Annotated in this window: 15 protein-coding genes; 9 read left to right on the top strand and 6 right to left on the bottom strand. The window is 65.8% G+C overall.

The window, feature by feature from the left end:
• The first annotated feature begins 129 nt into the window (after positions 1–129).
• Positions 130–1,215, top strand: coding sequence for an RICIN domain-containing protein (locus ACX17K_RS17615; protein WP_493775802.1), 1,086 nt, complete (start codon positions 130–132; stop codon positions 1,213–1,215).
• 40 nt (positions 1,216–1,255) lie between these two features.
• Here the strand turns inward: ACX17K_RS17615 and speG are convergent, their stop codons facing one another.
• Complete coding sequence (gene speG / locus ACX17K_RS17610; RefSeq protein WP_493775801.1) at positions 1,256–1,789, bottom strand: spermidine N1-acetyltransferase; 534 nt, start codon at positions 1,787–1,789, stop codon at positions 1,256–1,258.
• A 279-nt stretch (positions 1,790–2,068) separates the two neighbouring features.
• Here speG and rimO point away from each other — a divergent pair, with 279 nt between their 5' ends.
• Positions 2,069–3,385 carry a 30S ribosomal protein S12 methylthiotransferase RimO gene (rimO, locus tag ACX17K_RS17605; protein ID WP_493775800.1) on the top strand — a complete coding sequence of 439 codons (1,317 nt, stop codon included), beginning with the start codon at positions 2,069–2,071 and terminating at the stop codon, positions 3,383–3,385.
• A gap of 148 nt (positions 3,386–3,533) precedes the next feature.
• Positions 3,534–6,047 (top strand): EAL domain-containing protein, encoded by a 2,514-nt coding sequence (locus ACX17K_RS17600; protein ID WP_493775799.1) that lies wholly within the window; start codon positions 3,534–3,536, stop codon positions 6,045–6,047.
• 48 nt (positions 6,048–6,095) lie between these two features.
• Here ACX17K_RS17600 and serS read toward each other — a convergent pair whose 3' ends face one another.
• From serS to earP, 4 genes are all read right to left on the bottom strand, one after another.
• Positions 6,096–7,379 carry a serine--tRNA ligase gene (gene serS, locus ACX17K_RS17595; protein WP_493775798.1) on the bottom strand — a complete coding sequence of 428 codons (1,284 nt, stop codon included), beginning with the start codon at positions 7,377–7,379 and terminating at the stop codon, positions 6,096–6,098.
• Positions 7,380–7,381: 2 nt separating this feature from the next.
• On the bottom strand, positions 7,382–8,713 hold the full coding sequence (locus tag ACX17K_RS17590) for a replication-associated recombination protein A (RefSeq protein WP_493775797.1): 1,332 nt from the start codon (positions 8,711–8,713) through the stop codon (positions 7,382–7,384).
• A 106-nt stretch (positions 8,714–8,819) separates the two neighbouring features.
• Entirely contained in the window at positions 8,820–9,383 is a 564-nt protein-coding gene (gene efp / locus ACX17K_RS17585) for an elongation factor P (RefSeq protein ID WP_343481447.1), read from the bottom strand.
• A 62-nt stretch (positions 9,384–9,445) separates the two neighbouring features.
• A complete protein-coding gene (gene earP, locus ACX17K_RS17580; protein ID WP_493775796.1) occupies positions 9,446–10,591 on the bottom strand; it encodes an elongation factor P maturation arginine rhamnosyltransferase EarP in 1,146 nt (381 codons plus the stop codon).
• Between the two features lie 90 nt (positions 10,592–10,681).
• Between earP and ACX17K_RS17575 the strand changes: the two genes are divergently transcribed.
• The 4 genes from ACX17K_RS17575 (at position 10,682) to ACX17K_RS17560 (ending at position 15,966) form a co-directional block, all read left to right on the top strand.
• Entirely contained in the window at positions 10,682–12,055 is a 1,374-nt protein-coding gene (locus ACX17K_RS17575; protein ID WP_493775795.1) for an ATP-binding protein, read from the top strand.
• Positions 12,036–12,683 (top strand): response regulator transcription factor, encoded by a 648-nt coding sequence (locus ACX17K_RS17570; RefSeq protein ID WP_493775794.1) that lies wholly within the window; start codon positions 12,036–12,038, stop codon positions 12,681–12,683. The genes ACX17K_RS17575 and ACX17K_RS17570 overlap by 20 nt, the downstream gene beginning before the upstream one ends.
• Positions 12,680–13,495 (top strand): DUF2861 family protein, encoded by an 816-nt coding sequence (locus ACX17K_RS17565; RefSeq protein ID WP_493775793.1) that lies wholly within the window; start codon positions 12,680–12,682, stop codon positions 13,493–13,495. Before ACX17K_RS17570 ends, ACX17K_RS17565 begins: the two co-directional genes overlap by 4 nt.
• A 218-nt stretch (positions 13,496–13,713) precedes the next feature.
• Entirely contained in the window at positions 13,714–15,966 is a 2,253-nt protein-coding gene (locus ACX17K_RS17560) for a glycoside hydrolase (RefSeq protein WP_493775792.1), read from the top strand.
• Between the two features lie 74 nt (positions 15,967–16,040).
• Here ACX17K_RS17560 and ACX17K_RS17555 read toward each other — a convergent pair whose 3' ends face one another.
• Complete coding sequence (locus ACX17K_RS17555; protein ID WP_493775791.1) at positions 16,041–16,217, bottom strand: hypothetical protein; 177 nt, start codon at positions 16,215–16,217, stop codon at positions 16,041–16,043.
• A gap of 75 nt (positions 16,218–16,292) precedes the next feature.
• Between ACX17K_RS17555 and ACX17K_RS17550 the strand changes: the two genes are divergently transcribed.
• Both ACX17K_RS17550 and ACX17K_RS17545 read left to right on the top strand, forming a co-directional pair.
• A complete protein-coding gene (locus ACX17K_RS17550) occupies positions 16,293–17,567 on the top strand; it encodes an MASE1 domain-containing protein (RefSeq protein WP_493775790.1) in 1,275 nt (424 codons plus the stop codon).
• On the top strand, positions 17,560–19,038 hold the full coding sequence (locus ACX17K_RS17545; protein ID WP_493775789.1) for an acyl-CoA-binding protein: 1,479 nt from the start codon (positions 17,560–17,562) through the stop codon (positions 19,036–19,038). Before ACX17K_RS17550 ends, ACX17K_RS17545 begins: the two co-directional genes overlap by 8 nt.
• Positions 19,039–19,174: the final 136 nt, after the last annotated feature.

The raw sequence follows: 19,174 nt of genomic DNA, 5'->3' as shown, positions 1-19,174 counted from the left end.
AAATGGTATTTGTAATTAATTCATATTGATCAATTGCTCTATTTTGGATATTCATAAAGCCATCGCCATGCGCAGGCGAGTGGCATCGCTTGCGCGTGTTTTTCGTCAATCTCATGAAGGATGACCGCGATGCGCGCCAAAACCACGCTTCCCCTGCTGTTGCTGCTTTCGCTTTCCCCTCTGGCCCATGCTTTGGGCAAGACCCCGGGCACTTATACCAACTACCGCTTCCCCGCCGCCGCGTCGGCGGGCATGGACGCCGTCGACTTCACCATCACGGTGGACCGCGATCCAGGCTATTCCGCCAATGTGTACTGGGCCAACCAGTTCGATCTGGTCGGCACGTCCGGCGCTTATACCGGCATGCAGAGCAATGGCGGCGGCAAGCGCACCTTCCTGTTTTCCGCTTGGGACACCACCGACGCCAAAGCGGGCAGCGCCGGCAGTTACTGCACCACTTTCTCCGGCGAAGGCACCGGCCGCAGCTGCCGCATCCACGTGGACTGGACGCAGGGGCACAGCTACCGCTTCCACGTCGCTTACGAGCCTGGCGGCTGGCTGGGGGTGACCGTCACCGATCAGACCAGCGGCGCGTCGTTCAAGCTGGGCAGCATCAAGACCGCGGCGAGCAAGATCTCGCCGCACAATATGGTCAACTGGGCCGAATACTTCGAGTGGAACAGCAACCGCGCCACTTGCCTGGGGCAGCCCTATAGCAAGGCGACATTCGGCGTGCCGTACGGCTTCGTCGCCGGCAGGCTGGTGCCGGCCAGCATCAGCGGCACCTCGGTCAGCGACGCCTGCCCGGCCTTTTCCAAGGTCACGGCCTACGGCCAGAGCAGCGCGCAGGAAAACGGCATCGGCAACAGCACCCGAGGGCCGATCGCCAATGGCGGCCAGTGCCTGGACGCCAGCGGCGGCGCGAGCGAGGGCGCGGCGGCGATCACTTATGGGTGCCACGGCGGCGGCAATCAGGCCTGGGTGCATGCGAAGGATGGCTCGCTGCAGCTGAAGGACAACTACTGCCTGGAAGAGCATGGCAGCGGCGTCGACATCCGCAGCTGCAGCGGGACATCCGCTTGGACGCGCAGCGGCAGCGCGATACGCAGCGCCAAGAGCGGCCTGTGCCTGAGCGCCAACCGTTCCGGACAGCCGGTCAGCCTGCTGCAATGCGGCGGCACCGCCAATCAGAGCTGGAGCTTGCCGACGCGCTGACGGGAGCGGGGCGAGTCCGGCCGAGACTGGCCGGATTCGCTCAGCCCTCGACTGCCGTTTTCAGAAACGCGGCCTGAAACAGGCACATCCGCAGCGCGCTGCGGTAACGGCCATTGACGAAGAACTCGTCTATCAGTTCGCCTTCCGGCTGGAAGCCCAGCTTCTGGTAAACGTGTATCGCTTTGGCGTTTTCCTTGTCGACGATCAGGTACAGCTTGTACAGGTTGAGCACGGCGAACGCGTAGCGCATCGCCAGCCGGGTTGCCTGGCTGGCGTAGCCGCGCCCCTGGTGTTCCGGGTGGATGATGATCTGGAACTCGGCGCGGCGATGGATGTGATCGATCTCCACCAGCTCGACCAAGCCCACCTTGCGCGCGCCGTCCTCGACCACGAAACGGCGTTCGTTCTGATCGTGGATATGCTTGTCGTACAGGTCCACCAGTTCGACAAAGGCCTCGTACGGCTCCTCGAACCAATAGCGCATGATGTTGGCGTTGTTGTTCATCTCGTGGACGAAGGCCAGATCGTCCCGTTCCAGCGGGCGCAGTTTGAGATTGACGGCAGGGGACGGCATTTGGGTTTCCTAATGAATGGCGAGGGGAAAATGGAAATCGGCGGGCGTTGACGCGACAGCGGTGTGACCGGCGCGCGGCGCGCGAGTTCTGGAGTGGGAGGCGATATCGCCGCAATTGGCGGCGCGTGAATCATGGCGGGATGCTTGGGGAGAGATGCATGAAAAGGAGCGTTCGAGGCTTGCTGCGTCGTTCCGCGCCTTTCCGTTTAAACCAAATGGGTATTGTTAGACAAACCGTTGTATAATCGCGCGATTTTGTTTCCGCCCAAGACGTTGAACATGAACAAGACTCCCCGCGTCGGCTTCGTCTCCCTTGGTTGTCCCAAGGCCGCGAGCGATTCCGAGCAGATCCTGACCCGCCTTCGCGCCGAAGGCTATGAAATCGCTCCTTCCTATGACGGGGCTGACCTGGTGGTGGTGAACACCTGCGGCTTCATCGACTCCGCCGTCGAGGAATCGCTGGGCGCCATCGGCGAAGCGCTGAACGAAAACGGCAAAGTGATCGTCACCGGCTGTCTGGGGGCCAAGGGCGATGTGGTGCGCGATGCGCATCCGTCGGTCTTGGCCGTGACCGGCCCGCATGCCACGGAAGAAGTGATGACGGCGGTGCATACCCACCTGCCCAAGCCGCACGACCCCTTTGTCGACCTGGTGCCGGACATCGGCGTGCGCCTGACGCCCAAGCATTACGCCTACCTGAAGATTTCCGAGGGCTGCAACCATCGTTGCACCTTCTGCATCATCCCGTCGATGCGCGGCGATCTGGAAAGCCGCCCCATCCACGACGTGCTGCGCGAGGCCGAGAGCCTGGCGAAAGCCGGCGTCAAAGAGATCCTGGTGATCTCGCAGGACACCTCGGCTTACGGCGTGGACACCAAGTACAAGCTGGGCTTCCACGACGGCCGTCCAGTCAAGACCCGCATGACCGAGCTGTGCGAGGAGCTGGGCCGCCACGGCATCTGGGTGCGCCTGCACTATGTCTACCCGTATCCGCACGTGGACGAGGTGATCCCGTTGATGCGCGACGGCAAGATCCTGCCGTATCTCGACATTCCGTTCCAGCACGCCAGCCAGAAAGTGCTGAAGCTGATGAAGCGGCCGGCCAACAGCGACAACGTGTTGGCGCGCATCAAGAAGTGGCGCGAAATCTGCCCGGAGCTGGTGATCCGCTCCACTTTCATCGTCGGCTTCCCCGGCGAGACCGAGGAAGACTTCGAAGAGCTGCTGGCGTTCATCCGCGAGGCGGAGTTGGACCGTGTCGGCTGTTTCACTTATTCCCCGGTGGAAGGCGCCACCGCCAACGAGTTGCCGAACCCGGTGCCGGAGGATGTGAAGGAAGCCCGCAAGGAGCGCTTCATGGAAGTGCAGGCCGAGATCAGCGCCCGCCGCCTGGAGCGCCGCGTCGGCCAGACCCTGAAAGTGCTGGTGGACGAGATCGACGACGAGGGCACCGCGGTTTGCCGCAGCTACGCGGACGCGCCGGAAATCGACGGACTGGTCTTTGTCGAGGACGCGGCCGGCATGCAGCCGGGCGAGTTCTACCAAGTGGAAATCGTCGATTGCAGCGAGCACGATCTGTGGGGCGAGCGCCGCTGACGCGCGCCGCGCGGACAAGACAAAGCGTCGGATTTCGATCCGGCGCTTTTTTATTTCGCGTGGGATAGAATTTTTGATATTACGGCCCTTGTGACAAGAGGGTTAACGGTATAATGGCCGTCAGCTTATGACGAGGCCATGTTTGTCAATGTCCTATCCGACTCAAACCCTGGCCGGCATCGCCTCTTGCGATCTCTTGTGCTGCCTCCCGTCCCTGCCCATTCGGGAAGCCGCCAGCCGGATGATGGCCGCCGCCTGCAGCTCCATCGTCGTGCGCGACGAAAAAGGGGAGGTGCTGGGCCTGTGGACCGAATCCGATGCGCTGGAGGCATCGCTGGGGCGCCGAGATCCGGACCTGCCCGTTGGCCAGGCGGTCAGCGCGCAGCTGGCCAGCCTGCCGCACGACATGCCGTTGCCGGACGCGGTGGAGGCCTTCCGCCGCCGCCAGCTGCGCCACGCGCTGGTGTGGAAGCATGGCCAGCCGCTGGGCATCGTCACCCTGACCGATATCGTCCGCAACCAGGGGCTGGAGTCCTTCCTGCTGGTCAAGCGCATCCGCGACCTGCCCGGACCGCCGGCGTGGTCGCTGCCGGCCGCGGCGACGCCGCGCGAGGCGATGGAGCGGATGCGCGAGCAGGGCTTGTCGGCATTGGCGGTGGCGCTGGAGGACGGCGGGCATGGCATCGTCACCCAGCGCGACGTGCTGCGCTGGCTGGCGTCGGACCAGCTACCGGCCACCCTGGGCGAAGGCTGCCGCCAGCCGCTGATCGGCGTGCCGGAGTTCGCCAGCCTGCTGCAGGCCCGGCGTTTGCTGCAGCAGCACAATATCCGCCACCTGGCGGTGTTCGGCGACGACGGCAGGTTGCTGCGGTTGCTCGGCTTCGACGACATCGTGCAGGGCATCGAGCACGAATACCTGCACGAGCTGAACGAGGCGCTGCGCCAGCGCGACGAGGCCTTGCAGCAGTCGCGCCACAGCCTGCTGCTGGCCGACAAGGTGTTCGAGTCGACGATGGAAGGCATCATCATCACCGACCGCAACGGCGTGATCCAGTCGGTGAATCCCGCCTTCGCCCGCATCACCGGCTACAGCCGCGAGGAGGCGCTGGGCAACACGCCGGCCTTGCTGAAATCCGGCAAGCAACCGCCGGAGTTCTACCAGCAGCTGTGGAGCAGCCTGCTGCGCTACGGCCGCTGGCAGGGCGAGGTGGTGAACCGCCGCAAGGGCGGCCTGCTGTACACCGAGCACCTGAGCATCACCGCGATCCGCGACGCCAACGGCGAATGCCTGCACTACGTGGCGGTATTCTCCGACATCACCCAGCGCAAGCAGGCCGAGGAGCGGCTGCATTTCCTGGCCAACCACGACGCGCTGACCAGCCTGCCCAACCGCACGCTGTTCCTGGAGCGGCTGCAGGGCGCGGTGGACCGCGCCGGCGCGGCCGGACAACAGCTGGCGTTGCTGTTCATCGACCTGGACCGCTTCAAGCTGGTCAACGACACCCTGGGCCATTACGCCGGCGACCAGTTGCTGATCCACATCGCGCGGCAGCTGCAGTCGCGGCTGCTGCCTGCCGAAACCGTGGCCAGGCTGGGCGGCGACGAATTCACGCTGCTGCTGGAAGGCGCGGCTGGCGAAGCCCAGGTGGCCGCGCGGGCGCAGGCGATGCTGGACGCGGTCACCGAGCTGTCCGGCGTGGCCGGCCAGCAGATGTTCATCTCCGCCAGCATCGGCATCAGCATGTTCCCGCTGGACGGCCGCGACGCCGATACCTTGCTGGTGCATGCCGACACCGCGATGTACCGCGCCAAGGACGGCGGCAAGAATGGCTTCCAGTTCTACACTCCGGACATGAACGCGCGCGCGCTGGAGCGGCTGAAGCTGGAATACAGCCTGCACCGCGCGTTGGCGCAGCAGGAGCTGGAGCTGTGGTACCAACCCAAGGTGGCGCTGGACAGCGGCGAGCTGGTGGGCGCGGAGGCGCTGCTGCGCTGGCGGCATCCCGAGCTGGGCCTGGTGCCGCCGGACCGTTTCATTCCCATCGCCGAGGAGAGCGCGCTGATCGCGCAGATCGGCGCCTGGGTGCTGGAGACGGCCTGCGCCGACGCCCGCCGCTGGCGCGATGCCGGCCTGGCGCCGGGCCGCCTGGCGGTGAATGTGTCCGGCCGACAGCTCAAGCACGGCGATTTCGTCGCCGAGCTGGAGCAGACGCTGGCCCGCCATGGCCTGGACAGCGGCGCGCTGGAGCTGGAAATCACCGAGAGCGTGGTGATGGAGGACGCCGGCGGCATGGTGGACACGCTGTTCCGGCTGCAGAAGCTGGGCATGTATCTGTCCATCGACGACTTCGGCACCGGCTATTCGTCGCTGTCCTATCTGAAGCGCTTGCCGGTGCGCGGGCTGAAGATAGACCGCTCCTTCATCGACGATCTGCATTGCGACGGCGACGACGCCGCCATCACCAGCGCCATCATTTCCATCGCCCGCAGCTTGGGGCTGGATGTGGTGGCGGAGGGGGTGGAAGAGGAGGCGCAGCGGCGTTTCCTGTTGGAGCAGGGCTGCAACTGCGCGCAGGGCTATCTGTTCAGCAAGCCCTTGCCGCGCGCCGATTACGAGGCGTTGCTGAGCCGCAGCTTGGCGGGCGCGACGGCGGAGGCGTAAAAAAAAACCGGCGTCGGGAGACGCCGGTTTTTCATCGGAAGCCGGAGCTCAGCCGCCGATCCTGTCCTTGCCCATGAACGGACGCAGCACGCTCGGCACGGTCACGCTGCCGTCGGCGTTCTGGTAGTTTTCCAGAATGGCCACCAGGGTGCGGCCCACTGCCAGGCCGGAGCCGTTCAGCGTGTGCACCAACTGGTTCTTGCCGTTTTCGTCCTTGTAGCGCGCCTTCATGCGGCGGGCCTGGAAATCGGTCATGTTGGAACAGCTGGAGATTTCGCGGTAGGTGTTCTGCGCCGGCAGCCACACTTCCAGATCATAAGTCTTGGCGGAGCCGAAACCCATGTCGCCGGTGCACAGCGTCACCACGCGGTAAGGCAGTTCCAGCGCCTTCAGGATGTTTTCGGCGTGGCCCACCATCTCTTCCAGCGCGGCGTAGGAGTGTTCCGGCTTCTCCACGCGCACCATTTCCACCTTGTCGAACTGGTGCTGGCGGATCATGCCGCGGGTGTCGCGGCCGTAGCTGCCGGCTTCGGAGCGGAAGCACGGCGAGTGCGCGGTCATCTTCTTCGGGAGCTCGCTCTCTTGCAGGATGGTGTCGGCGACGGTGTTGGTCAGCGTCACTTCCGAGGTGGAGATCAGGTACTGCGGCGCGGCTTCTTCATCGCCGCCGCGGGTCACCTTGAACATGTCGTCGGCGAACTTCGGCAGCTGGCCGGTGCCGAGCAGCGCAGTGTCGTTGACGATGTACGGGGTGTAGTGCTCTTCGTAGCCGTGGCTGCCGGTATGGGTGTTCAGCATGAACTGGGCGATGGCGCGGTGCAGGCGGGCGATGTCGCCCTTCAGCACGGTGAAGCGGGCGCCGGACAGCTTGGCGCCGGTGTCGAAATCCAGGCCCAGCGGGGCGCCGACGTCGACGTGGTCTTTCGCTTCGAAGTCGAACTGGCGCGGCACGCCGACGCGGCGCGCTTCCACATTGTCGTTTTCATCCTTGCCGGCCGGCACCGATTCGTGCGGCAGGTTGGGGATCACCAGCAGCCAGGCGTCCAGCTTGCCTTGCACGCCATCGAACGCCTGTTCGGCGGCTTTCAGCTCGTCGCCCAGGGTGGCTACTTCGGCCATGATGGCGGAGACGTCTTCACCCTTGCTCTTGGCGATGCCGATCTGCTTGGAAGTGGCGTTGCGCTTGGCTTGCAGTTCCTGCATCCGGGATTGCAGGGACTTGCGCTCGGCTTCCAGCTGATTGAATGCGGCGGTGTCCAGGGTGTAGCCGCGGTCCGCCAGACGGGCGGCGACGGCTTCGATGTCATTGCGAAGTAGATTGATGTCGAGCATGATTATTCCTGTTTTTCACTATCGGGATCTTGCTGGGCGTCTGCATCCAGCTGACGCAAAAAGGCCAGTTTATCCTGAATCTTGCTTTCCAGCCCGCGCGGCACCGGACGGTACCACTCGATGTCTTCCAGCCCCTCCGGAAGATAGGTTTCCCCGGCGGCGTAGGCGTGGGGCTCATCGTGCGCGTAGCGGTAGGCGTGGCCGTAACCCAATTCCTTCATCAGGCGGGTGGGCGCGTTCCGCAAGTGTACCGGCACCGGGCGGGATTTGTCCTGTTTGACGAAGGCGCGGGCCTGATTATACGCGTTGTATCCGGCATTGCTCTTGGCGGCCACCGCCAGATAGATCACCGCTTGTCCCAGCGCAAGTTCGCCTTCCGGACTGCCCAGTCTTTCGTAGGTCAGCGCCGCGTCGTTGGCGATCTGCATCGCGCGCGGGTCGGCCAGGCCGATGTCTTCCCAGGCCATGCGCACGATGCGGCGCGCGAGGTAGCGCGCGTCGGCGCCGCCGTCCAGCATGCGGCTGAGCCAGTACAGCGCGGCATCCGGATTGGAGCCGCGCACCGATTTGTGCAGCGCCGAGATCTGGTCGTAGAAGGCGTCGCCGCCTTTGTCGAAGCGGCGCGCGTTCAGCGTCAGCACTTCTTCCAGAAACGCCGGGTCGATCTCCGCCGAGCCGCGGGTCTGCGCCGCGGTGCGGGTCTGTTCCAGCAGGTTCAGGAAGCGGCGGGCGTCGCCGTCGGCGTAGCCGGTCAGCGTGGAGACGGCCGCATCGTCGAAATTCAGCCCATCCAGCGCGCCTTCCGCTTGCGCGCGTTCGAACAGCTGCTTCAGCTCATCCTCGCTCAGGCTGTTCAGCACGTAGACCTGGGCGCGCGACAACAGCGCGGAATTGACCTCGAACGACGGATTTTCCGTGGTGGCGCCGATGAAGGTGAGCAGGCCGGATTCGACAAAGGGCAGGAAGGCATCCTGCTGGCTCTTGTTGAAGCGGTGGACCTCGTCGACGAACAGGATGGTGCGGCGGCCAGAGCGCTGCAGCGCGGCGTTGGCGCGCTCAACCGCCTCGCGGATGTCCTTGATGCCGGCGAACACAGCCGAGATCGGGATGAACTCGGCGTCGAAGCTGGCGGCCAGGATGCGCGCCAGCGTGGTCTTGCCCACGCCGGGCGGGCCCCACAATATCATCGAGTGCGGCTTGCCGGACGCCACCGCCAGGCTCAGCGGCTTGCCCGGGCCGATCAGATGCTGCTGGCCGATCACCTGATCGAGCGCCTGCGGACGCAAGGCCTCGGCCAGCGGTTTTTGCGGTTCGATGGAAAAAAGATCGGACATGGCGCGATTTGGGCGGGATGGAGCGGAGAAACAGTATACCAGCTGGGGACGGGCATGAAAAAAGCGCCCCGCGGGGCGCTTTTCTCGGCACAACAATCCAGAAGGCTTAGGCGCGCTTCTTGAATTCGTTGGTGCGGGTGTCGATTTCGATCTTTTCGCCGGTGTTGACGAAGGCCGGAACCTGAACTTCGAAAGTGGTGCCAACCAGACGGGCCGGCTTCAGCACTTTGCCCGAGGTATCGCCGCGCACGGCCGGCTCGGTGTATTCCACTTCGCGGATCACGGTGGTCGGCAGTTCCACGGAGATGGCCTTGCCGTCGTAGAAGGTGACCTGGCAGATGTCTTCCATGCCGTCGACGATGAAGTTCAGGGTGTCGCCCAGGTTGTCGGCTTCCACTTCGTACTGGTTGAATTCGGTGTCCATGAACACGTACATCGGGTCGGCGAAGTAGGAGTAGGTGCAGTCCTTGCGATCCAGCACCACCACGTCGAACTTGTCGTCCGCGCGGTATACGGCTTCGCTGCCGGCGCCGGTCAGCAGGTTCTTCATCTTCATCTTGACGACGGAGGCGTTGCGGCCGGATTTGCTGAACTCAGCCTTTTGAACAACCATCGGGTCGCTGCCGACCATGAATACATTACCAGCGCGCAGTTCTTGTGCGGTTTTCATGCTTGTCTAATCCCAAACTCTTGAAATGAAGCCGGGAAAGATTCCCGACAAAACACGGCATTCTAGCTGATTTCGCCGACGAAGTGCAGCAGTCTGGCCGCGAGATCGCCGTCTTTCAGCAGATGCTGTTGCCAGTTTGTCGCATGTTCGCGCCACGCCGGCAGCCAGGGCGCGGCGTCGCGCCAGGCGGCGGCGATGTCGCCGTTTCGGTTCCAGGCCAGGTTCAGCGCGCGCAGCGCGGCGGCCATCCCGGCTGGCAGGCCGGCGCAGTATTGCTCGAGAAATGCTTCCAGCTTGGCGAGGTGGGCGTCGTCGTCCTGCGGGTAGATGTGCCACAGCATGGGCCGGGCCGCCCATTGCGAGCGCACCAGGCTGTCCTCGCCGCGCACGCAGTTGAAATCGCAGCTCCACAGCAGGCGGTCGTAGTCGTCCTGATCGCTCAGTGGCAGCACGTGAACGTCCAGATTGCCGAGGCGGGCATGGTCGCCGGCGCGCAGCGCGCGGCCGAACAGGCCGGCGACATCGGGCAGCACCTTGCCTTCCGGCACCAGGCAGCGCACCGGAAACGGGCCGTCGGCCCAGGCTTGCAGCAGCTGCGCCGCGGCCGGGTTGTGGTAGGCGAACAGGCTGACGCGCAGCTCACCCGGGATGCGCGTCGGCAGGCCGCGGCGCAGCCAGTAGGCGTTTTGCGCGGCGTCATCCGCTTGCCAGGCTGTGCGCGCGTCTATCAGCCCATCCTCGCAGATCAGCCCGCCGCTGGCGGGGTCGAAGCCGGGGAAGAAGAAATGCTTGGTCAGCGGCAGCCTGGGGTGGGGCGAGGGCATTTTGTGATGGCTGAGGGTCCAGTCCTCGGCCGACAGGTATTCCAGATTGATCCACGCCGGCTTGACGGCCTGGGCAGCCATCGCCGCCTCGAAGCTGTCCGGCAAGCGGCAGCCGAAGGCCTCGATCACCGCGTCGGCGGGGACGATATCGGCCGGGAAATCCGTCTGCGGCCAGTGGCGGATGTCGATGCCGGCCAGCGCCTGTCGCGGCAGGGCCGGGTTCAGTCCCGGCGCGATGCGGGCGAAGCTGGCCAGGTCGTCCACCCACAGCCGCACGTCGTGGCCGCGGTCGCGCGCCAGCCGGCGCGCCAAGCGCCAGGCGACGCCGATGTCGCCGTAGTTGTCGATGACGGTACAGAAGATATCCCAGCTGCGAGGTGACATGAGGCGAAACGGATGAATGGACGAACGCCGGCAGCTTAACATGGAAGCGCGGCGCTGCGGTCTTGAGCCGGCGGACCTTATAATCCAGCCATGCCGCGCCTACTCGCCCTGTTTTTGATCGCCCTGAGCCTGCACGCCCGCGCCGATGTCGCCGCGCTGCAGGCCGCGCTGCGCGCCGAGCGCCCGCAGGCGGAGACGGCGGTGGCCGCCTTGCAGCAGCTGGACGCCGCGCTGCTGCGGCCGGATTCGCTGTATCCGGCGCTGGGCCAGCTTCCTTTGGCCCAATTGCAGGCGCTATACCGCCACCGCGGCCAATGCCGCGCGCCGTTGCCGGCGCTGCCGGCCGATGCGCTGCGCTTCGAGCGCGCGCTGTGCGAGGGCGAGGCGCTGCCGCCGGACTGGTTCGCCGCCCATTCCATCCATCCGCTGGGCGGCAGCTACGCCTGGCACTATCTGCAGCGTCATCCTGAATCGGCATCGGCCCTGCAGCCTTATCTGCACGCGCGCGAACGTCCGGAAGCCTTCGCCGGCATCGGCAAACTGGGCGATGACAGCCTGGCCGCGCTGCTGTCCGGCGAGCGCTGGCTGCTGGACGGCGGCGATTTGTGGCGGCGCGACGGCGCATTCTGGCGGCGTTACGGCGCCGGACAATGGCGGCCGCTGGCGGAGGCAGCCGGCTTGGCGCTGAGCCCGCTGGCCGATGGCGACGCCTGTCCGCAGCCGCTGGGCCGGATCTGCGCGCGGGCGCTGCCGCCGTCGCCATGGTGGTGGCGGGCGTTGGCGGGCTTGTCTCTGTCGGTGCTTGCCGGCGCGCTGGTCTACGGCTGGCTGCAGCGCCGCCGGCTGGAGCGGGAGCGGCGCTTTGTGTTGCAGATGCTCACCCACGAGTTGCGCACCCCCATCGCCGGCTTGGGCAATGTGGTGGAGGATTTTCGCTCCGGTTTTGACCAGTTGCCGCCTAGCGCGCAGCAAGGTTTCGGCCGGCTGGCCGACGGCGTGCTGCGGTTGCGCCAGCTGGCCGATGCCAGCCGCCACTACCTGGCGGCGGACGGCCGGCTGGAAGCGCCGCAGCCGCTGCCCTTGTCTGAGTGGCTGGACAGCGTCGCGGAACGTCACGGGGCGACTTACTGTCTGGATCAGGATAGAAATCTGAATCTGCCCGTCTACTGGCTGGGCCTGTGCCTGGACAATCTGCTGCGCAACGCGCGCCAGCACGGCCAAGCGCCGGTCCGCATCCTGGCGGGCTGGGAAAAGGGCCGGCTGCGGCTGGAGGTCTGCGATGGCGGCGCGCTGCCGCGCTACCGGCTGTCCTTGCTGCGGCGCGAGCTGGGCGCCAGCGCCGGCATGGGGCTGGGACTGGCCATTGTGCGGCGGGTGATGAAAAGGCTGGGCGGCCGGCTGGCATTAGAGGGGCCGCCTACGACATTCACGCTGGAGTTGCCGTGTGACGATATTGCTGATTGAAGACGACGCCGAACTGGGCGCGGGCCTGCGCCAGTTCCTGCAACAGCAGGGCTATGATTGTCTGTGGCTGCGCGACGGCTGCGAGGTGGCCGCCCACTGGCGGCAGGCCGAGCTGGCGATACTGGACCGCCAGCTGCCGGACGGAGATTCGCTGCGCCTGCTGCCGCAATGGCTGGCGCTGAAGGCGCTGCCGGTGATCATGCTTACCGCCCGGGTGGAACTGGACGACCGGGTGGCCGGGCTGGAGGCTGGCGCGCGCGACTATCTGACCAAACCCTTCGCTCATGTGGAGTTGTTGGCCCGCGTGCGCGCCCAGCTACGGCCCTTGGGCGAGGGGCAGCTGGCCTGCGGCGGCCTCAGCCTGTTTCCGGCCAGGCAGGCGGCCGGCTGGCGCGGCGGCGAGGTGGCGCTGACCCGCACCGAGTTCGACCTGCTGGCGATGCTGGCGCGGATGCCGGGCCGGGTGTTCACCCGCGACGAATTATTGAACCAGGTGTGGGGCTACCAGCATTTCCCGTCCACCCGTACAGTGGACACCCATGTGCTGCAATTGCGGCAGAAGCTGCCCGACATCCCGATCGAAACCGTGCGCGGCGTCGGCTATCGCTTGTGCGAGGCTGAGGCATGAGGCCGCCGCTATGGCTGGCCCTGGCCTGGACGGCAAGCGCCGCGGCCGCGCCGTTGCTGCCCGCCACGCCGCTGGAGCCTGCCTACCATGCCTTGCTCTCCGGCGACCGCGCCGGCGCTTGGCGTCAGCTGGACGCGCTGGGCGCCGCATTGTCCAGCGCCGCGCAGCGCCAGGCCTGGCTTGCGTTGCAGCATGAGATAGCGGCCGGCCAGTGCGGCCGCGACGCGCCGGCTGCGCCGCCCGCCTGGCTGGGCGACCTGGAGTTGGATCTGATCCAGCGCGATATCCCGCTCAGCCGCTCCTATATTGTCAGGCTGAATGGCGTCAGCCCGCGGCGCGACCTGCGTTGGTCGCTGCGGCTGCCGGACGGCCGCGAACTGCTTGCCGCCGCCAAGACGCGCTACGACGGCAGCCTGTTCGCGCTGGAAAGCGAAGACCAGTCCGCGGCCTTGCCGCCGGGCGTGTATAGGCTGACCGCGCAAAGCGGCGGCGAGACCTGGCGGCAGGATCTGTCGCTGCCGGGCATGGCCGCGCAGGACTGGCTGCGGCGCGATGGGCGCAAGCTGGCGCCGCGTCCGCCTGTCCAGCCGCCCGCCTGTCCCCGGCCCTGGCTGGAGCAGGCGCTGCTGTCGCAGCCGGATTTCGAATTGCGCTGGTGGCAGCGGCGCGAGCTGGGCCAGCCGCTGCGCTGGCCGGCCAATCCCGGCGGCCAGAAGCTGTGGGCCAGCGTGTCGCTGCTGCGCGCCGAGTTTCGCGGCCCCATCGCGGTCCGCCAGATCCACCGCGTGGCCGCGCCGCTGGGACAGTTCTGAGAGCCTGTTCAAAGTCTAGCGAGCTAAGGCGAGACAAGGCGAAAACGGCTGAAGAAGCGGAGTGTACATACGGTACATGAGCATTCTGAAGCTGTTTTCAACGTCGTATCGCCGACGCGCAGCAGATATTGAACAGGTTCTGACATTATCCTGACAATCGTCTATCCCTTTTGCGTTGCAATACGGTCTATTCAAGTGACCGATTTGCGGGAGAGGGAATGACGCGTCTGATCAAAGTATTGCCGTTGGCTGCGGCGCTGGGCCTGCCGTTGCCGGCTTGGGCCGGACTGGTGTTGCAAAATCCTGAGTGGAAGGTGGAGCTGGAGCCGGCCACGCTGGCGGTGAAGGTGACGGCGGCGGGCGAGCCGGCGCGGCTGGTGTCAGATGGCGGACTGGCGCGCAAGGTGAGCGGGGTGCGTCAGGATGGAGAATCCGCAGACTGGCAATGGGACGATGGCCGCTACCGCTGGCAGGCCAGACTGAATGGCAGAGATCTGACGCTGACCCTGAACGCCAAAGCGCCAGGCGAGGTGGAGCTGCTGCGCCAGCCGGCGTCGGCGATGGGCAAGGGGCTGCTGCTGCCTTTGGCCGAGGGCAGCTACATTCCGGCCGGCAGCAAGCTGTGGCGGGATTTTCTGCCCGGCTTCGCCGGCGACGGCCTGGATACCTCGGAAAACCTCAGCCTGCCGCTGTGGGGCATGGACTACGGCCGCCGCAGCCTGCACTGGCTGCTGCTGGAGCCGTTCAACAATCAATTGGCCATCCGCGCCGAGGGCCAGGGCTTCGCCTTGAACCTGAGCCACGAATTCAACCCGCTCAACCAGCAGCGGCCGATGACGCTGCTGCTGCGGCTGGCCGACGACAACCTGCTGGCCGGCGCGCAACGCTACAAGCAATGGCTGGTGTCGGAAGGCCGTTATCAAACGTTGGCCGACAAGATCAAGGCGCAGCCGGACACCGCCAAGCTGATCGGCGCCAGCCACGTCTACCTGTGGGGCAATAATCTGTTGGATGCGTCCGACGTGCGCGACTGGCCCGCCTTCCTCAAGCTGTTGCGCGGACCGGACCCGCTGGCCGCCAGGCTGCGCGGCCGTTTCGACGCCGAGGCCGGCAAGGCTTTGCGCCAGGCCGGCGCTAAGCCGGACCATTACCAGCAACGGGTGCTGATGGAGGCCGTCAACCAGGCGCTGACCGCCGAGGCCCGCGCCGGTTGGCTGGGCAAGAAGCCTGGCTGGAACAGAATGGCCGCGCCCTATCTGCGGCTGCGCACGTTGGCGGAGCGGCTGTTCGGCCCCGCATTGCAGCCGGACGCGTCGCGCTGGGGCGGCGGCTTGTCGCGCAAAACGGTTGATGCCTTGCAGGCGGCTGGGCTCAAACGGCTGTGGCTGGGCGCGGACAACTGGGAGGGGGGCTTGTGGCAGCCGCAGGCGGTGAAGGCGGGCGTGGACGCCGGTTATCTGGTGACCGCCTATGACTCCTACGAAACCGCGTTGCGGCCGGGCGAGCGCGAGGACTGGCTCACCGCCCAGCAGGGCGAGGCGGTGTACCGCCAGTGCGGCGTGACGCTGGCCAATGGCAAGAAGAAGACCGGCTTCCAGCAATCCGGCTATTACACCAACCCGGACTGCGTGCGCGATACCTTGAAACAACGCACCCGCGCGCTGCATGCCGCCGCCGGTTTCAACAGCTGGTTTCTGGACGCCTACGCCACGGGCATGGTGTTTGACGACTACACCTCGGGCCGCAAAACCGGCAAGGCTGAGATGGCCATCGGCTATGAAAAATCGATGCAATGGGTGGCGGACGCCTACCAACTGCCGGTGGGATCGGAAATGGGCAATGCAAGCACCAGCCGCGGCATCGCCTTCGCCCACGGCATGCAGGTTCCGGTGATGGGTTGGGGCGACGCCGATCTGCAGAAGAACAAGCAGTCGCCGTACTTCCTGGGCCGCTGGTATCCGTCCGACCAGCCGGAAACCTTCTTCAAGAAGGTGCCGCTCAAGCAGCCGTATCGCGACCTTTACTATGGCGCGCCATACCGCTTGCCCTTGTACCAAGCGGTGTTCCATGGCTCGGTGATCACCACCAACCACTGGCTGTACGACAATCTGAAATTCTCCAACGCCTACGCCGACAATCTGCTGGCGCAATGGCTGTACAACGTGCCGCCGCTATTCCACTTGTCCGCCGCCAGCCTCAAGGCCCGTTTGCCGCAGCTGCAATGCGCGGACCGCGCCTTCCGTCCGCTGCACGAGCGCTTGGCTACCCAGGCGCTGACCGGCTTCGAGTGGCTGAATGCCGAGCATACGCTGCAGCAGACCCGCTTCGCCGACGGCAGCCGCCTTACCGCCAACTTCGGCGTGGCGCCTGCTGCTTATGGAGAACGGACACTGCCGGCGCAAAGCCTGCTGGCAGAACTTGCCGGCCAGCCGCCCAGGCTGCTGCGGGTGGCGGATTGTGCCGGGGCTTGAGCCGCGATGACAGTGCCGATGTCGTTTCGCAGGCCATGGCGCGGTGGTTTGCCATGGTTGGCGAACGGCGTCGCCTAGCGATTTGAGTGGCGATTTTTAGCGGGAAAATCGGTAGATTTCTGGCGTGGATTTTTATCTTTTAAAATCAGTCTCTTGAAATTGGCATGTTCCCCGTGTGGGCGGGGGGCAATGGCCGGTCCTTTGCTGAATACCTCAGATGCTCGCCATGCAAGCATGGTGTCGTTTGTCATTCAATCTTTCTTCCCGGCTTGCCGCTCTTGGCTGGCGCTTCCTATGCTGCAATGGTTGAGGCTGGAGGAGTCGCCATGCAGCAGTTACGAATTGGCTTGCTGGTTGCCGTGCTGTTTCTTACGGTGGCTGTCGTTTCCAGATCGCTGGCCAGTTCCGTTACGGAAACCTTGCCGGTTTGGCTGGGCAGCGGTGTGACTTTTTCCGCGCTGCTGATTTCTCCCCGCTGGCGCTGGCCCACCATTCTCGCGGGCGTGTGGCTGGCGTCGGTGATTTGGGGCATGGCGGCGCATGGCCTGAATCCGGTGGGGGCGGCGGCCTTTGCCAGCATCGAGGCGGTCAGCGGCGCCATGGGCTGCTGGGTGGCCAGCCTGGGGCGCAACGATCCGGATTCCCCGGCCGGCATGGCCCTGCTGCTGTGCGGGGCGGCGCTGGCCTCCTGCCTGGGCGGCGCGCTGGCCATGGCCTTGTGGCAATGGCAGCGGCCCGGCTTGAACCTGGCGCTGGAGGGGATCGCGTGGATGCTGTCCACCATGGTGGGCATCCTGCTGCTGACGCCGGTGGTGACCGCGTTCCGGGGATTCCATCTGCAATTGTCGGGCGGCATGACGATGATGCAGTTTCTGGGCGGCGGCGCGGCTTTCCTCTTGTTTCTATGCGCGGTGGCGCTGGTTTTCATCGATCACAGCGGCGAGCGCTATGGCCATGTGGCCGCCACGCTGGCCTATCTCCCCATGCCTTTCCTGCTGATCGCCGCTGCTTTGTGGGGGCCGCGTGGCGGGGCCGTCGCCCTGTTGCTGGGCGGATTGTTGATCATTGGCAGAACGGCGCATGGCGGCGGGCCGTTCGCGGTGGAGGAGGGCTTCTCCGGCGAGGCGGTGATCGAGGTCCAGGGCTTCGTGATGATCTGGGCCGCGGTGATGATCGCGGTGAGGGCGTTGTCGGACGGCCGCCGCCAGGCGTTGACCGATGCGCAGTCCTGGCGCCTGCGCTACGAGCGCATCATGCGCGAAGTGGGGGTGGCGACAGTAGAGTATGAGGCGGCCACCGGGCACGCCACCTGGGGCATGGGAGCGGACAAGGTGCTGGGCGAGGATGTCGCGCATATCTCCAGCCTGGACGAATGGCTGGAGCGGATCGAGCCGGACGAGCGCGGATTGGTGGAGGCCACATGGAGCAGCGTGGCCAGCGGCGAGACCTGGGCCAGCGAGCAAAGCTACACCGTGGTGCAGGCGGGCGGCGAGCGGCTGCGGGTGCGGGAGCGCCTGGCCTGCGTGCGCGGCGCGGACGACGAAGTGGAAATGGTGGTGGGCATGCTGAGGCCGGAGCCTCTGGAGAACGGCAATGGCTGACGCCGGCGTATTCCTGATCCACGGCCTGGGCGGCACGCAATACGATCTGGGCTCCATGCACAAGCGCTTGAAGAACGCGGGCTTCGTCACCCATGCGTTGACGCTGCCGGGCCACGGCACGCGGCCGGAGGATCTGTCCGCCGTCAAGATGGAGGCATGGCTGGACGCGGCGCGCGCCAAGTATCGCGAAATCGTCGGCCAGCACGAGGTGCTGCACGTGATGGGCATGTGCATGGGCGCCTTGCTGGCGCTGGAAGTGGCCAAGCTGGAGCGTCACGCCAAGGGCCGGCTGGTGGCGTTGGCCCCGCCGGTGTACATCGACGGCTGGGCCACGCCCTGGTATCGAGGCCTGCGTCCCCTGCTGTATCGGGTTCCCGGCCTGCCTGAGCGGATGAGGGTGACAGAGGAAGAGCCCTACGGCATCAAGAACGAGCAGCTGCGGGCCATCGTCAAGGCCAAGTTTGAGCGCGGTGAGAATTTCCATTACGGCTGGGTGCCGCTGGCCTGCATCCGCGAGGTGGATCGGCTGCGCGCCGCGGTGATTCGGGGTTTGGACCAGATCGCCTGCCCGACGCTGGTGGTGCACGCGCGCGAGGACGAACTGACCAGTCTGCGCTCCGCGCATTTTCTGGTCGAGCGCATCGGCAGCGGCAAGCGGGCTGGCCAGGCGCGCATGGTGGTGCTGGAGGACAGCTACCACATGGTGTGCGTGGACAACGACAGGGAAATCGTCGGCAAGCATGTGCTGGAATTTTTCAATGCCAATGCCGCGGGCGGCTTCGGCATGAACATGGTCGATCCAGCCATGGCCCCGGCGGAAATGGCGGAGCTGCTGGCCTCGGCGCGGGGCGCGCTGGAGCAGGGGGACTTCGCCGGCCTGTACCGCTTGGGCATTCCGGATTTCGCCTGGCTGCAGCCGGGGCGCAATCGCAGCAGCGGCGCGTTTCCCGGGAGCAAGGGCTTGCGGCGGCTGCGGAAGTGGACGGACGAGGGCGCGATATTTTCCGCCTTCGGCGCGGCGGTGATCAACGCCGGCATGGCGGTGCAGCCGGCCACGCTGCTGCATCGCGGCCTGGCCTCGCCCGGCGTGCTGGCCTTGCAGATGCGCAGGGGCAAACTGCTGGAGGCCAGGTGGTTTCCGGACGATCTGGACGCCGAGGACCGGCATTTCGGCGGCGAGCCGCTGTCGGATGGGCCCAGCGAACAGGAAAAGGCGTTCGAGGCCGCCGCCGCATTGTCGCGCACGCTGAACAAGGCACCGGACAACGCCACCTTGCTGACGATGTACGCCTTGTACAAGCAGGGCTCGCAGGGCGACGCCTCGGGAGAGCGGCCGGGCGTCATGGACATGGTGGGGCGGGCCAAGCACGACGCCTGGACCGCTCGGCGCGGGATGAGCCGCGAGCAGGCGATGACCGATTATGTGGCGCTGGTGAACCGTTTGAAGGATGGCGAGAGCCAGGGGGCTTGAGTCCGCCGCCTTGCCCGACTGTGGACGCCGATATGCTCAAGGGCGCTGTGCGGTCCATGATTCCGGGGTGCCGCGCCTGCACGCTATTGCTCGGCCTGCGCGCTTGGCAAGACCCGATAAGTACTGTCACCAATTG

Source organism: Chromobacterium sp. INPA-IVC, from assembly GCF_059047085.1.
The sequence above is the reverse complement of the archived record's forward strand: the minus strand, read 5'-3'. Positions and strand labels throughout refer to the sequence as shown.